Annotated in this window: 13 protein-coding genes; 7 read left to right on the forward strand and 6 right to left on the reverse strand. The window is 69.5% G+C overall.

The window, feature by feature from the left end:
• Positions 1-28 precede the first annotated feature (28 nt).
• Positions 29-781, reverse strand: a complete 753-nt coding sequence (locus tag K8640_RS24225; protein ID WP_223749217.1) for a hypothetical protein — start codon at positions 779-781, stop codon at positions 29-31.
• 54 nt (positions 782-835) lie between these two features.
• On the opposite strand from K8640_RS24225, the gene K8640_RS24230 reads away from it, so the two are divergent.
• The 3 genes from K8640_RS24230 to K8640_RS24240 are packed head-to-tail and all read left to right on the forward strand — an operon-like array spanning position 836 to position 2,400.
• A complete protein-coding gene (locus tag K8640_RS24230; RefSeq protein WP_223749218.1) occupies positions 836-1,390 on the forward strand; it encodes a DUF2378 family protein in 555 nt (184 codons plus the stop codon).
• Positions 1,377-1,868 carry a hypothetical protein gene (locus K8640_RS24235; protein WP_223749219.1) on the forward strand — a complete coding sequence of 164 codons (492 nt, stop codon included), beginning with the start codon at positions 1,377-1,379 and terminating at the stop codon, positions 1,866-1,868. Before K8640_RS24230 ends, K8640_RS24235 begins: the two co-directional genes overlap by 14 nt.
• A gap of 58 nt (positions 1,869-1,926) precedes the next feature.
• The gene (locus K8640_RS24240) at positions 1,927-2,400 is read left to right on the forward strand and encodes an NUDIX hydrolase (RefSeq protein ID WP_223749220.1); all 474 of its coding nucleotides are present in this window, start codon (positions 1,927-1,929) and stop codon (positions 2,398-2,400) included.
• A gap of 210 nt (positions 2,401-2,610) precedes the next feature.
• Here the strand turns inward: K8640_RS24240 and K8640_RS24245 are convergent, their stop codons facing one another.
• The 3 genes from K8640_RS24245 to K8640_RS24255 all read right to left on the reverse strand — a co-directional run bounded on the left by K8640_RS24245 (position 2,611) and on the right by K8640_RS24255 (position 4,114).
• Complete coding sequence (locus K8640_RS24245) at positions 2,611-3,033, reverse strand: hypothetical protein (protein WP_141331705.1); 423 nt, start codon at positions 3,031-3,033, stop codon at positions 2,611-2,613.
• Between the two features lie 206 nt (positions 3,034-3,239).
• On the reverse strand, positions 3,240-3,806 hold the full coding sequence (locus K8640_RS24250) for a DUF99 family protein (RefSeq protein WP_223749221.1): 567 nt from the start codon (positions 3,804-3,806) through the stop codon (positions 3,240-3,242).
• A 104-nt stretch (positions 3,807-3,910) separates the two neighbouring features.
• Complete coding sequence (locus tag K8640_RS24255; protein WP_046710823.1) at positions 3,911-4,114, reverse strand: cold-shock protein; 204 nt, start codon at positions 4,112-4,114, stop codon at positions 3,911-3,913.
• A gap of 251 nt (positions 4,115-4,365) precedes the next feature.
• Here K8640_RS24255 and K8640_RS24260 point away from each other — a divergent pair, with 251 nt between their 5' ends.
• Positions 4,366-4,905 carry a hypothetical protein gene (locus K8640_RS24260; protein WP_223749222.1) on the forward strand — a complete coding sequence of 180 codons (540 nt, stop codon included), beginning with the start codon at positions 4,366-4,368 and terminating at the stop codon, positions 4,903-4,905.
• Between the two features lie 68 nt (positions 4,906-4,973).
• Here the strand turns inward: K8640_RS24260 and K8640_RS24265 are convergent, their stop codons facing one another.
• Together K8640_RS24265 and K8640_RS24270 are read right to left on the reverse strand one after the other, a co-directional pair.
• The gene (locus K8640_RS24265) at positions 4,974-7,493 is read right to left on the reverse strand and encodes a sodium-translocating pyrophosphatase (RefSeq protein ID WP_223749223.1); all 2,520 of its coding nucleotides are present in this window, start codon (positions 7,491-7,493) and stop codon (positions 4,974-4,976) included.
• Positions 7,494-7,780: 287 nt separating this feature from the next.
• The gene (locus K8640_RS24270; protein WP_223749224.1) at positions 7,781-9,022 is read right to left on the reverse strand and encodes a hypothetical protein; all 1,242 of its coding nucleotides are present in this window, start codon (positions 9,020-9,022) and stop codon (positions 7,781-7,783) included.
• Between the two features lie 704 nt (positions 9,023-9,726).
• Here K8640_RS24270 and K8640_RS24275 point away from each other — a divergent pair.
• The 3 genes from K8640_RS24275 (at position 9,727) to K8640_RS24285 (ending at position 15,003) form a co-directional block, all read left to right on the forward strand.
• Complete coding sequence (locus K8640_RS24275; RefSeq protein ID WP_223749225.1) at positions 9,727-10,845, forward strand: substrate-binding domain-containing protein; 1,119 nt, start codon at positions 9,727-9,729, stop codon at positions 10,843-10,845.
• Positions 10,846-10,935: 90 nt separating this feature from the next.
• Complete coding sequence (locus tag K8640_RS24280) at positions 10,936-11,976, forward strand: Virginiamycin B lyase (protein WP_223749226.1); 1,041 nt, start codon at positions 10,936-10,938, stop codon at positions 11,974-11,976.
• Positions 11,977-12,231: 255 nt separating this feature from the next.
• Positions 12,232-15,003, forward strand: a complete 2,772-nt coding sequence (locus tag K8640_RS24285; protein ID WP_223749227.1) for a hypothetical protein — start codon at positions 12,232-12,234, stop codon at positions 15,001-15,003.
• Positions 15,004-15,039 lie beyond the last annotated feature (36 nt).

Genomic DNA, 15,039 nt, shown 5'->3' on the forward strand with positions numbered 1-15,039 from the left:
TTGGCTCGGGCCCTGTCTCCGGAGTGGCTCACCCGCCCGTGTACACGGGCGTCATCGTGTCGAGGATGGCGCGCATGAGCGCCTGTCCGTCCGGCGTGTCCGGACACAGTCCTCCCCAGACCAGCGTGAGGCGCTCGGAGACGGGGCGGAAGTACATGCGCCCTCGCATCCTCACCGGCTCATAGCTCTCCCGGCCACCGGCGAGGTAGTCCTCCTCCGGCACGCCGAACACCGCGTAGTAGCTCAGGTCCGGCGCCTGCGCGTCCTCGGTGCGATGCAACCCGCTGGGGATGAGACAGGCCACGTCCGCGCTGTGCCACGCGCCCTGCCGCCCCGTCGTCACCTCCAGCGGCTCGAAACACATCCGCGACGCAGGGCACCCCAGCTCCCCCGCCGTCAGGAAGTTGTAGTCCAGCCGCGGAATCTCCAGCATCTCCTCCACGTCCACCCGTCCATCGCTCCGGAAACCCCAGGGGTTGCCGTCCCGTTTGTACGAGCGCACGCCATAGGCGCCGTAGAACACGTTGTACCAGGGGCTGTGCGGATTGAAGTAGTCCGAGCACCCCACGTCGTCCGGGAAGTCCGCGATGGTGAAGGCCACCAGCAAGTCGAACAGCCGCTTGTTCTCGAACGCGAGGAACGGCTCGTGCGCCACCGCCCCGATGGAGCCCCGGACCGCCGGCACCGGTGTCACCCACCCCAGCTCCTCCAGGAAGTTCGTCTTGCCCGGAAGCGGCGTCGCGTTCATGGCCATCACGGCCAGCTCTCGTTGGAGACCCATGGTGTTTTCGTTCCCCGCTGCAACGACAGATGGGTCCAGAGTACACTGGTGAACATGCCGGAGAAGCTCGTCTTCGAGCACACCTTCGAAGGGCTCTTCGTGAGGGGACTCGCGGGGCGCGTCACGCCCGTCCTGCGAGACCGCCTGCACGAGGTCGGCCTGGACCTGAAGAAGAAGCTCCGGCCCGCCTACGACTTCGACATCTGGTGCTCCGCCGTCCGCGTCGCCGCCCAGGAGCTGCACCCCGACGTGCCCCCCGAGGAGGGCTATGCCCTGCTGGGTGAGCGCATGGTGGACGGCTACCGCGAGACGGCGATGGGGCGCGCCCTCTTCAGCGTCATCCAGCTTCTGGGCCCTCGACGCGGCGTGGGCCGCGCCCAGCAGATGTTCCGCTCCGGCAACAACTACACCGAGGCCCGCATCGAGGATGTCTCCTCCAACGAGGTGGACCTCTGGATGAACGAGGCCGGCCCCATCCGCTACTTCACCCAGGGCGCCCTGCGCGCGGGCCTGCGCGCCACCGGCGCCGTGCAGCCGCTCGTCACCGTGGCGGGCTTCACCTCCGCCGACGTCACCTACCGCTGCACGTGGCGCAATGGAGTCTCCTGAGCCCTCCCTGCCGGGCCTGCTCGCCGTGGACCTGGGCCTGCGCTCGGGGCTCGCCCTGTACGGACCGGATGGGCGGCTGCGGACGTACCGCTCGCAGAACTTCGGCAGCCAGTCGCGGCTGAAGCGCGCGGTGCCCTCGGTCCTCGCGGGCTCGGGCGAGCTGGCCTGGCTCGTCCTCGAGGGCGGCGGGCCCGTGGCGGACGTCTGGGAGCGCGAGTCCGCACGGCGCGCGCTGCCCGTGCTGCGCGTCTCCGCCGAGGACTGGCGCGAGCGGCTCCTGTACGCCCGTGAGCAGCGCAGTGGCGGACAGGCGAAGGACGCGGCGGACGGACTGGCGCGCAGGGTCATCGCGTGGTCCGGCGCCCCGAAGCCGACCTCGCTGCGCCACGACGCCGCGGAGGCCATCCTGTTGGGCCTGTGGGGCGTGCTGGAGGTGGGCTGGCTCGCGCAGGTGCCGCCCGAGGTCCGCGCCCGGTAGGGGCCCTTGCCGCGTCCTGCTATGACGGGGGCTCGGGTTGCGCCGGAAGGAGGCCACGGTGAAGCGGTGGGTGGATGCGCTCGCGCGCACGGGGTACCGGGGCGCGTACACGCTGGCGCGGCTGTACTGGCTCGTGCGTCACCCCAGGACGGAGGGCGTCTTCGTCGGCGTGTGGCACGCCGGCCGGGTGCTGCTCCTCCAGAACTCCTACAAGCACCCGCTCAGCATGCCCGGCGGAGGCATGGACGGGGGCGAGTCCCCCGAGCAGGCCGGCGCCCGCGAGCTGCACGAGGAGGTCGGCCTGCGCGTGGACGTGTCCTCCCTGCGCCCCGTCTTCGAGACCGTGGGCACCTCCGAGAACAAGGAGGACCACGTCCGCTTCCTCGAGCTCGACGTGGACCACGAGCCCACGCTCACCATCGATGACCGCGAGGTCACCTGGGCGGCGTTCATCGACCTGGACACCGCCCTGCGCCTGCCCGTCTCGCCCCTGGTCCGTGCCTACCTGGAGCACGCGCGCTCACGCCGCTGACCCCCGGCAATCCCACGCGGGCAGACGATGGGCCCACGGGGCCATGCCCGCTCCCGCCGCGTCACCTCCGCGGCCGTGTCTCGAGACATGGCACCGCCAGGCCGGGGTGAGCCGGCGTCCTCGAGACAGGGATTGCCAGGGTGAGAAATCCCCGTGCGGGCGCGACAGTGACGTCGAGGAGGGGGCCCGTGCGGGGAGAGGAGACCGTCGTCAGCGGGCGTGGGCGACCGCGGGCTCGTTGACCAGGAAGTGCTGGGTACGGGCCTTGGCGAGCTGCTTGTCCGCTTCCTCGATGGACACACAATTCACGGTGATGTCGCCGTTCTCCGTCACCGTCTCGGAGGCCACGCGCGCCGTCTGGAGCCGGGCGATGACCGAGTCCGACACATGCACGCACACCAGGCAGCCCCGCTCGCGCCCGTACTGGACGACCTCGCCGAAGATGGCCGCCGACTCCGGCTCCAGCGCCTTCAAGCCCCGCATATCCGCCAGCACCAGGTGCCGGCCTTTCGCATACGTATCCGTCGCGGTCCGGTAGGCCGCGGCGAAGTCCTTCATCTCATTGGGTCGGACAAAGCCCTTCAACCGCACCGTGACGGTGCGGCGGTTCGTATCGTTGGAGACCTCGAACATGGAGCCCTCCCTCCTGGGGAGGACAAACAATAACAAACATCCGGGCCACTCCGAAACCACCCCCGGACAGTCTGTCCGCCCTGGAATAGTCGAAAGGAATTGTGTCGCAACAGACCCGGGACGATGGAACATTGCCACCAGCGCGCATCCCCATCTCACGCCAGCGCAATCCTCCGCGCCCAACGTGAAGTCGAGTCACATCCGACTCAGGCGCGCTGACTGCTCTCTCCGGTGACGACCGCCGAGCCGATGAGGTGCGCCAGCCGCAGCGCCTCCGGCACGTGGCCCCTGTCCGTCACGCGCCGGAGCGCCTCCGCCACGTCGTCGGGCCCGGCGCCCTGCACCTGGAAGGTGAAGCCCGCAAGCTGATGGATGGGCCCCGCACGGCAGAGCGTGGCCCAGCGCTCGTCCGCGCGCGGCAGCCGCCTCAGCGCGCGCTCCACCGCGTCCAGGTCCGGCGGCCTGCGCATCACCGTCACGCACGGCTTGCCCAGGCGCGCCGCGAGCGCGGGCAGGTCCACCACGTTGAAGCCGCCGAACGCGATGCCATCGAGCAACACCAGATGCACTTGCGGCAGGAACTTGCCGCCCTCCAGCAGCCGGCACACCTCGCGCGTGCCGTTCCAGCCGTCCCTGCGCACGCGCCCCCAGACGAGCCCCTCGAAGCGCGTGCCCGCGCAGACCACGCCCGCCAGGGGCACGGAGACTCCCGCGCGGCGGGGAAAGGGCCCATCGTCGAAGCCGATGACTCGGGGGAAGCGGGGCAGGCGCATGGGCGGCCCAGCCTCGCAAAGCCCGCCCCCCGTCGGAAAGGAAGAAGCCCGACCCCGCGCGACGCGGAGACGGGCTTCAGGGACGTCCGGACTGGGAAGAAGGCTCAGCCGGCGCGAACGTTCTGCGCCTGGAGGCCCTTGGGGCCGCGGCCGACCTCGAACTCCACCTTCTGGCCTTCCTGCAGCGTCCGGAAGCCATCCATGTTGATGGCCGTGTGGTGGACGAACACGTCCTCACCGCCACCGTCCTGCACGATGAAACCAAAGCCCTTCGCATCGTTGAACCACTTCACGGTACCAGTTGCCATGAATCGCGTTCTCTCGGGTGGTGCGGCGCGCCGCGGTTATCGGCCTCTGAGAATGTAGAGGCCGTAAGTCGGACATAGTCTGCCTGGGGCGGCCGGCTGAGTGGAAGCCCCCTCGGCCGCTTGCCGTGCGGGAGGGGTGAGGAGTGGTGGCCGGGATTCCTACTTCCGCGGGCATGCGGGGAGGGGCGCTGGCGGTGGGCGTGCCTACCGTCAGGAGGAGCCCTCGGTACCGCCCCGGAAAGGACCCCGCGATGAGCCTGTCCATCCTGCCTCCCCCTCCCATCACCCCCCGGGCGGAGAGCGCCCCCCGCCGGGTGGCGCGCCACCTGGTGGATACCAGCGCCCGGGCGGGCATCCTCTCCCGGCCGCTCCTGGAGCGCTTCCCGCTGCGCCGCTGGGTGCCCTCGGAGGTCCACACGCTGCTGGACTACCGCGCCGGCGTGGCCGCGGTGGTGGCCGGGCACCTGTCCGAGGATGGGACAGCGCGTCGAGCGGGCTGGGCCCTGGGCGCGTCGCTGGTTGGCATCACGCTGCTCACCGACGCGCGGCTGAGCGTCTCGAAGCTCATCCCCATCGAGGTGCATGAGCTGTTCGACTACGTCCACGGCGCGGCGGCGGTGCTGGCGCCCTTCGCGCTGGGCTATGCGAAGAGGCACCCCCTCACCGCCGCGGCGCACGTGCTGCTGGGCCTGTCGTCGCTGGCGGTGGCGCTGGTGACGGACTACCGCTGCCAGACGGGCATGCACCTGGGCGGCGAGCACCTGACGGACCCCGAGGGCATCGGCGCCTGAAGACGCGAAGCGGCGGAGCCCTGGGACAGGCACCCCGCCGCTGTTGAATCACGAAGGGAAGGCGGCGCTCAGGCCGTCTTCACCGCGGCCTGGGGCTTGGACTCGGGCGCGCTGGCGCCGGCGACGCTCTGGATGCGCATGCCGTAGAAGCTGCGGTAGACGAACACCGTCGAGAGCACGAAGAACACCACCGACAGGATGCGGGTGAGCTGGCCCTGGCCCGCGGCCTCCAGCTCCACCGCCAGCTCCACGGCGAGCAGGCCGAAGAGGGTGGTGAACTTGATGACCGGGTTGAGCGCCACGGAGGACGTGTCCTTGAACGGGTCGCCCACGGTGTCACCGACGACGGTGGCCGCGTGGAGGTCCGTGCCCTTGGCCTTGAGCTCCACCTCCACCAGCTTCTTCGCGTTGTCCCAGGCGCCACCCGCGTTGGCCATGAAGACGGCCTGGTACAGGCCGAAGATGGCGATGGAGATGAGGTAGCCCACGAAGAAGTACGGCTCCAGGCAGGCGAACGCGAGCGTGCTGAAGAAGACCGCCAGGAAGATGTTGATCATCCCCTTCTGCGCGTACTGCGTGCAGATTTCGACGACCTTCTTGGAGTCCGACACGCTGGCCTTCTCCACGCCCTCCAGCTTGATGTTGGCCTTGATGAACTCCACCGCGCGGTAGGCGCCCGTGGACACCGCCTGCATGGAGGCGCCGGAGAACCAGTAGATGACGGCGCCGCCGGTGATGAGGCCCAACAGGAACGGGGCGTGCAGCAGGGACAGGTACTGGGCCTTCTCCGGGTCGAGCACGCCGTTCTTGATGCCGACGAGCAGCACGATGATGGAGAAGATCATCGTGGTGGCGCCCACCACGGCCGTGCCGATGAGCACCGGCTTCGCGGTGGCCTTGAAGGTGTTGCCCGCGCCGTCGTTCTCCTCGAGGTACTCCTTGCCCTTCTCGAAGTCCGGCGTGAAGCCGAAGTCGCGCTTCACCTCGTCCTTCACGTCGGGGACGTTCTCGATGAGCGACAGCTCGTAGACGCTCTGCGCGTTGTCCGTCACCGGGCCGTACGAGTCCACGGCGATGGTGACCGGGCCCATGCCCAAAAAGCCGAAGGCCACCAGGCCGAAGGCGAACACCGGCGCGGCAATCATGAGCTGGCCCACGCCCTCGCCCGCGACGCCCGAGCCGCTGAACCAGAACGCCAGGCCCATCAGCATGGCGATGACGAGCCCCATCCAGTACGCGGAGAAGTTGCCAGCGACCAGGCCCGAGATGACGTTGAGCGACGCGCCGCCCTCGCGGCTCGCCGTCACCACCTCGCGCACGTGGCGGCTCTCCGTGGAGGTGAAGACCTTGATGACCTCCGGGATGATGGCGCCCGCCAGCGTGCCGCAGGTGATGATGGCGGACAGCTTCCACCACAGCGACGGGTCGCCGTTGAGGTTGGGGATGAGCAGGTAGCTGACCAGGAACGTCAGCGCCACGGAGATGATGGACGTCACCCACACCAGCGCGGTGAGGGGGTGCTCGAAGTTCATGTGGTCCGCGTTCTTGTACTTGGCGGACTGGTACACGTTGTTGAGCGCGTAGGCGGCCAGCGACGCGAGCACCATCACGATGCGCATCATGAAGATCCAGACGAGCAGTTCCACCCGGAAGCCCTCGCCCACCGCCAGCAGGATGAAGGTGATGAGCGCCACGCCCGTCACGCCGTAGGTCTCGAAGCCGTCCGCGGACGGGCCCACGCTGTCACCCGCGTTGTCACCCGTGCAGTCCGCGATGACGCCCGGGTTGCGAGCGTCGTCCTCCTTGATGCGGAAGACGATCTTCATCAGGTCCGAGCCGATGTCGGCAATCTTGGTGAAGATGCCGCCCGCGATGCGCAGCGCGGACGCGCCCAGCGACTCGCCGATGGCGAAGCCGATGAAGCACGGGCCCGCGAAGTCCGCCGGGATGAACAGCAGGATGGCCAGCATCAGCAACAGCTCCGTGCTGATGAGCACCATGCCGATGGACATGCCCGCCTGCAGGGGGATGGCGTAGGTGGGGTAGGGCTTGCCGCGCAAGCTCGCGAAGGCGGTGCGGCTGTTGGCGAACGTGTTGACGCGGATGCCGAACCAGGCGACGCCGCACGAGCCGGCGATGCCCACGAGGCTCGCGACGAGGATGATGCCCACCCGGCCCGCGTCCATGTGACGCAAGAAGCCGAAGTAGCCCACCATCACCACCGCGATGAGCGCCCACAGCACGCCGATGAACTTCAGCTGCGTCATCAGGTACGTCTTGCACGTCTCGTAGATGAGCTCGGAAATCTCGAGCATGGCCCGGTGCACGGGCAGCTTCTTGAGGCTGGCGTACTGGAGGAAGCCGAAGACGAGCCCCAGCACGCTCACCGCGATGCCGGACAACAGCAGTTGATGGCCATTGAGTCCGCCGCCCAGGAACGTCTTGGTGGCGAAGTCGGGGAGGACCAGGTCCGCCTCACTGGCGTGAGCGGACGTGGCGGCGAGGACCGACAGGAGCCCCAGGGCCCTGGCGACCACGCCGGTGACGCTCCGGGACGGAGCGTCCTTGCGTGAAACGGTGCTTGTCATGGGGGTGCAACTCCTCACAGAGACTCGGCCGGAAGCGCGACCCACAACGCCGCGCCCCGGGATGACAGGGAGTGGTGTCGAGGGGTTGGCCGTCTGCGAACGAAGTTGCCGCGCGCCGACGCTTCAGCACAGCCTCGCCCTTCAAGGCGCGCGAACGGCACGCGTCCGAAGGCGAGACGGCGAATACCATGGCCGCCCGTGGGAAGTCGAATCCGAGACAGGCTTCGATTGCCCGCAAGACAAATGATTGGGATGCCGCGTCTAAGTATTTCCCGCCATTTTTCGTGTCAGGGTTTCAGGCGGAAAAGAAAACCATCCTGCGGCTGCGGATAGGGCGTCCCTGGCGGAAGCTTTCGCCGCAGCGCGCCAGCCACCAATGTATGCCCTGTGACATCCACGGCCACGGTGCGGGCTGACGGCTGCTGGGGGCTTTCGAGCGTGCGGACCCAGAGCGCGTCGCCCTTCTCGGGCTGGAGGCGGGCGACGTAGAGGCCCGCGGGCGCGGCGGTGCGGGCCAGCTCCAGGGCGCCGTCGTGGGTGCCGGAGACGGTGAGCTGTCCGGCGTCATCCGTGGCGAGCGCGGTGGCGGTGGCGGCGAAGGAGCGCGCCCAGCGCTCCTGGCCGTCCGCGCTGAAGGCCGCGACGAAGCCGTGGTGGTTGCCCGCGTCGTGGGGCTGGCCCTGGAAGTAGAAGCGGCTGGAGAAGGCGCCCGCCACGTAGACGCGGTCGGGGCCCACGGCGAGCGCGTTCACCGCGCCGGTGGAGCCTCGGAGGTCGCGGCTCCACGCGTGGGTGCCCTCGGGCGTCAGCTTGAGGACGAAGGGCGTGCGCTGGCGCACCGTGAGGAACTGGCCACCGCCGAAGCACACCGCGCCCGCGTAGGCCCCGCCCACGTAGATGCCGCCGAAGGCATCCACGCCCGCGGCGCGCGCGGTGACGAAGCCCTCCGCGCCCGCGGACCAGACGCGGCTCCAGCGCGTGCGGCCCTGGGCGTCCAGGCGCAGGACGAAGGCGCCGCGCTCCCCGTCCGGAGGCGAGCGCACGGCGTCGCCGAAGTCGTGCTCGCCGCTGAAGTCTCCCACCACCACCACGCCGCCCGCGTCGGAGGTGACGGCCTGGATGGTGAGCGCGCCCTCGCCCGTGAAGCCCTTCACGGCCTCGACGGAGCCCGTGGGCGACAGGCGCGCGATGAAGGGACCATCCGGCAGGCGAGTGCCCGAGAGCGTGGCGCCGGAGATGGCGCCGCCCAGCCACGGCCGTCCCTGGGTGTCGATGACGAGCCCGCCCACGCGCACGCGCGAGGTGCCCTCCTCCGGAACGACACCGTGAGCCCAGCGCAGGGCCCCGTCCGGGGAGAAGCGCGCCACCAACAGATGAGGCTTCGATGCACTCCGGTTGAAAGGCAGGGGGCCGCCCCCCACGTCCATAGGCTCCCGGTATGTCGCCGCGACGAGGACGTCCCCGTCGGGAGCAATCACCGCGTGTGGCGCCTCGCTGTCCCCGTGCGCCAGCGGACGCGACCACGCCATGACCCCCTCGCCCTCGCCACCCCGCTCAGCCGTCCCCACCACCACCACCGGGCCTGGAGCACGTGGTGCTGCAATCGCCTGCTCCCCGCACGCCACGAGTGCAGGCGCCAGCAGACACACCACGCTCAACCACCGCCAACCCGCCATCGCCCGCCCCAGCCTCTCCCGCCGCCCAACCCCCCGACGACCCTCTGCCCTTCAACCGTGGGGATGCTTCTGCAAGCAGGTTGCCAGCGGCGTCCCCGCAAGGGTTTTCCCTCTGAGGGGCCCGGGGACATGGGCCTGGAGGGCGGGGTGGATGTCCTGTCTCCTGAAAAAATCCCTGTCCACCAGCCAACGCGGGAGGAAAAACGACGCGGCCGGCAGGAAGGCAGACAGGCTTGTAGCACCCACGAGCAGGCGAGGTGGCGGGGTGTGGGTCCAGCGGCTGTCAGGTGTCTGACATTGCGGCCGCGCGCGCCACGAACGCGCCACGAAGCGGCTGTGAAGGCTGCCGCACGGCGGGTGTGACACGGCGCTGGCCAAATCTTGACCAAGTTGAGTCAGCGCCTGTCTGGCCATTGAGGCACCTTGCTCCTCGTCGAAGCCCGGGCCTCCGGGTTCGACGGTCCTCTCCAGGCACTCGAAGCCACACCGCTCCCCCAGTCCGCGGGGAGAGGGCCGCGTCTTGCCGTCAATCCCCCGCGATACCTGAGGAGTCGTCCATGAACAGCATGAAGTGGGTGATGTCCGCCACGGTGGTGGCGATGTCGGTCGTCGGTTGCGGTGGTCAGTCGGTGGTGGGAGGGCAGCAGGCGGAGTCGAGCCGCGGGCAGGCGCTGGCGCAGGCCTTCTACGGCTCCGACACGCTGAAGGATACGTTCATCGCCGGGTCGCTGCAGGCGGGCTCCGGGCTGAGCGTGGAGGGCAAGGGCTCCGGCGTGGGCGAGGCGTGCATGCGCAACGGCGTGGGCTCCAGCGGCTTCTGCGGCGCGGGCCAGCAGACGCTGGCGCCCATGTCGCGTGACTTCGCCGCGCCGAAGACGGCGTCGGGGGCCACCTGTCTGGGGGGCGCCGCCGCGGACGCGAAGGGTTGCTGCCCCGGCGAGCGCAGCAACACCATCGCGCTGGACGCGGTGAACGCGTTCGTGAAGACGAGCACGTACACGGCGCTGGCGAGCAACGGCCTCACCACGCAGGAGCTGCGCCGCATCTTCTTCGCCACCGACAACGCGAACGTGGCCATCCCCGGCGCATGCCCCACGGACTGGAGCGCGTTCGGCCTGCCGTCGGCGCCCATCGTCAAGTACCGCCGCGACGACCTGTCCGGCACCACGGACACCTTCAAGTCGCTGCTCAAGGGCGGCGCGTTCTGCCCCGGCGTGACGGTCATCGTGGACGAGTCCGCCGCCAACCCCAGCCCCTGCACCGCGTCCGACGGCGCCACCGCCTGCATCGGCAAGCTGACGGAGGCCGGCGCCAACGCCATCGGCTACGCCGGTGACTCCGCGTCCCGTCCGGGCAACTCGAAGCTCAAGCTGAAGGCCGTCTCGCCCATCTCGCCCACCACGAGCGTCTACGTGGAGTCCAATGCCACCAACGTCCGCAAGCTGCTCCAGGCGGGCGCCACGGACATCTACCCGCTGTCCCGCCGGCTGTTCCTGAACGAGAACCGCAACACGGCCCGCTCGTTCGACGAGGCCACGCTGCACGAGTGGATCTACGACACGAACTCCGAGGACTTCGAGGCCATCCTGACCGAGCAGGGCTTCATCGCCTGCAGCGACCTGGGCGCGCTCGACTGCGGCGGCGACAAGGGCCGCGGCCAGGGCCTGTGCAACTAGTCATCGGCTGACCCGCTGGAGCGAGGGAGCGGGGGGCTCCCTCGCTCCCTCTCGTCTTTTCAACGCGTTCCCAACCGAAGTCCTGCTCCCATGCGCTCGAACCTTCATGTCGTGCTTCGCTCGTCGCTGCTCCTCGTCTCCACCTCGCTCGTGGGCGCGCCCGCCCTGGCGTCCGACCCCCAGGCCGCGCCCTGGGTCTGCCGGGATTCGCGGGGCGCGGTGGGGGACGTCTCGGAGCTTTCCCTGCCCGCGGGCTCGGGTCCCCTGAGCATCACCGTGGGTCCGGACCTGGCGCTCTGGTTCACCCAGGCGGGCTCCAACAAGGTGGGGCGCGCCACCCGGAGCGGGGTGCTCACCGAGTTCCCGCTCCCCACGTCGGGCGCGGGCGTGCAACAGATTGCCGCGGGCTTCGACGGGCACCTGTGGTTCACGGAGCTGGCCGCCAACCAGGTGGGACGCATCTCCCGCGACGGGGTGGTGACGGAGTTCCCGCTGCCCAGCCGCGGCTCGAGCCCCGCCGGCATCGCCGCCGGCCTGGATGGCAATGTCTGGTTCACCGAGGTGGTGGGCAACCGCATCGGCCGAATCACGCCCGAGGGCGTGGTGACGGAGTTCGCGCTGCCGACGGCGGGTGCCCAGCCTCGCGCCATCACCCAGGGCTTCGACGGCAACCTCTGGTTCGTGGAGCAGGCGGCCAACAAGATTGGCTCCATCTCCTTCGACGGCGTCATCCGGGAGTTCGAGCTGCCGGTGGCCCGGAGCGCGCCGTCCGCCATCGTCGCGGGCTTGGATGGCAATGTCTGGTTCACCGAGCAGGCCGGGGACCGCATCGGCCGCATCACGCCGGAGGGCGTGGTGACGGAGTTCGCCCTGCCCACGCCGGGGAGCCAGCCCAATGCCATCGCGCTGGGGCCGGATGGTCAGCTCTGGTTCACCCAACTCGCCGGCAACCGCATCGGCCGCATCTCCTACGCGGGCACCATCACCGAGTATGCCCTTGCGTCACCCAACAGCCGGCCCTCCGGCATCGTGCTCGCGCCGCCGGGCTCCTGGTGCCTGGATGCGCACCTGTGGTTCACCGAGCGCGGCACGCACAAGCTGGGACGGATTCGCGCCATCGCCGTGCCGTGACATGGCCGGGATCTGAGCGCCTTTCTTCGCATCCGGCCGTGACGTGTTCGTGAGACGTTGAAAGGCAGATGTCTTGCGTCATGGTCGGGTGCGGGTGGGGCGTGTCTGGTTTTGTTGCAAGGACTTGGCATTGACTGCCGGTGCGCGCGGCTAGGGTGCGCCCCATCCTGGCAGGTCTCCTTCATCCAGCTGGACCCGGTGGGGGAGGCCTGGGGTGGTCACGGTGCATCCGGAGGATGCGGGAGGGACATCATCATGGGGATGACACGGATTGGGCCGGGCCCAGGCCGCGCGCTGCTGTTGTGTCTGACGTTCGTTCCGGTCGTGCTGGCCTGCTCGTCCGAGACGGAGCCCGTGAAGGAGGTGCCGGTGGAGGTGCCCGCCTACGAGCGGGCCTGTCTCCCCGCGCGCACGGCGGAGCGGATTCCGCTGCGTCAGGCGGGCACCCGTCCCACGGTGACGGAGACCTTCGACCACCTGAAGACGCGGGTGGATGCGCAATGCGCCTCCTGCCACGTGGCGCCCAACATCCAGGGTGGCTTCCAGTACACCTCCGATGTGGAGGGGTTGAAGCGGGACGGCGCGCGCATGGCCTTGAAGGCGGACCAGGGCGAGATGCCGCCGCGCGCGACGCCCTCGCAGCTCAAGGAGGCGGTGGAGGTGTCCTGCGCGCTCCAGTCGTGGCTGGCGCAGGGCGCTCCGGCGGGGGCGTTCCCCGTCCGATGTGAGGCGTCGTCCGAGGGCGGTGTCGCGGTGGCGCGCGAGGTGGGCGACGCGATGACGGACCTGGGCAACTGCGTGCCCTACGTCTCCCCGGAGTATCCGCTGGGCAGCGATGCTCCGAAGGACACCTTCTTCGCGGGGCTCACGAAGCTGCCGCGCCTGCTGTCGGAGACGGACACCGACATCATGACGTTCGACATGGCGAAGCTGGTGGAGCACGGCACGGTGGCCTTCGCGCCCACGTACCCGCTCTTCTCCGACAACGCCAAGAAGCTGCGGCTGGTTCATGTCCCCGCGGGACAGTCCATCCGGTACGACGCGGAGACGAAGCGGTTCCACGTCCCGCCGAACACGCGCTTCTACAAGACATTCTTCAAGGCGGTGTCCGATGGAAACGGGCACCGGCGCTATCGAAGAATCGAGACGCGGCTCATCGTGGTGCGCGAGCCGTGGAGCCAGTCGCTCTTCGGCACCTACCTCTGGAACGAGGACGAGACGGTGGCGGAGCTGCATGACCTGCGCTACCGGGACAACGAGCCGTTCTCGGACCGGGTCCTCGTCTACAAGGCGTTCGAGATTGGCGGAGCCACGCGCAACTACGCCGTCCCCGGAGCCCACCGCTGCGTCCAGTGCCACACGGGCGCGGAGGCCCGGAACTTCGTCCTCGGCTTCACGCCGCTCCAGCTCAACCGCCGCGCCTCGGGCGAGGCGGGCGTGGACGCGAAGACGCGGGTGGAGGAGGACGAGCTGAACCAGATGGACCGGCTGGTGCGCTATGGCGTCGTCACTGGCGTGCCCGTCTTCCGGGAGCTGGCGGCGCTGGAGGAGCACCTGCCCCGGCTGGAGCGCTTCGCCGAGGCCCGCGCGTTGCCCGGGTCGGAGGAGGCCCGGAAGGCGGCGCTGGAGCTGCAGGGGTACTTCGTCGGCAACTGCGGCCAGTGCCACAGTCCTCATGGGTTCGCGGTGCAGAGCAACCCGGCCATCGCCTCGCTGGACTTCACGGCGGAGGGCATCCTGTTCGGCTGGAACCCGTGCGGCGTGAAGGAGAGCAACGGGCAGCGCGTATACGCGGACTGCGAGGTGCCCAGCTTCCAGCAGGACCTGGTCCTCCGCACGCCGTCCAGCACGCTGTACCAGCGCGTGGCGCGGGACACGGACGCGCGCGTCATCCACATGCCCACCAACGTGCCGGGCAAGGACTGCCGCGCGTCGCTCCTGGTGGCGCGCTACCTGGCGACGCTCGAGTGGCCCGCGGAGAAGTCGTTGAGCCCGGAGGCGAAGCTGGAGGCGGTGCGGACGCGGCTGCGGCAGGCGGACACCGCGGTGGCGGGCTCGTGCTCGGACCCGGCGGACGTCACCTGGATTGCCGAGGACTTCACCGACAAGGTGCCGTACGAGCCGCGCGGACATGACTGGCGTCAGGCCATCGGCCACGGGCCGTTCGAGTTCCTCACGCGGTACGCGATCACCGAGCGCCACGAGCAGCTGGCGAAGAAGCGCTTCCCCACCAACTGGTGGCAGCCCAAGCGCGTCTGTTCGTTCCCCACGCGGAGCAGTCCTCCCGACGGGCATGACCCGTGGAACGACTCGCGCGACAAGTGGATGGTGAACGCGCTGGGCAACCCGCGCGCGCCTTGGGGCGAGCTGTACTACTCCACGCCGGGGGCCACCGCGTACCAGGGCATCTGCGCCAACTGTCACGGACGCGCGGGGGATGGACAGACGGGCGCGGCCAAGGTGCTGGTGGCGCTCAACGGGGGCCGCGTGGCCAACCTGGTCAGCGGCATGTTCGGCGCGACGGACGGGGTGTCGAACCTGGGGTTGTTCGACACCCTGAACCCCCATGGGGCGGCTCGCTACCTGGCGTACATGGCGTCGGGTGGGACGACGGTGCAGTTCACGCCGGAGTTCATGAGCGCGTGGATCAAATACGGCGAGGTGGACATCGACTTCTCGCCGCGCGCCTCGGACTGGAGCAAGTGGGGCGCGAACATGCTGGGTGCGGGGCGCGGGGCGTGTGACCTCATCCGCACGGGGAGCTTCGGCACCGCGTCGGCGGAGCCTCCCAGTGGCAATCGCAACGCGGTGGGCGGCGTGCGCATGTGGGAGGAGGTCTGCACGCTCGACAACGTGCTGACGGACGCGGTGCGCGGCGGACAGGAGCCCGCGCTCACCGAGTGGCTGCAGCGCGCGCAGTTCAACGTGGGGGTGATGGCCTACTTCTACCTGCGTGACGAGCTGTCGCGTGGCGCGAGCGCCATCCATCCCCTGCGGACCGAGTGTGAGCGTGGAGTGACGCCGTGAGCGGCCCTGGCCGTGTGAGTCCTTTCTTCCGGAGCG

The organism is Myxococcus sp. XM-1-1-1 (assembly GCF_020037095.1).
GTDB lineage: Bacteria > Myxococcota > Myxococcia > Myxococcales > Myxococcaceae > Myxococcus > Myxococcus fulvus.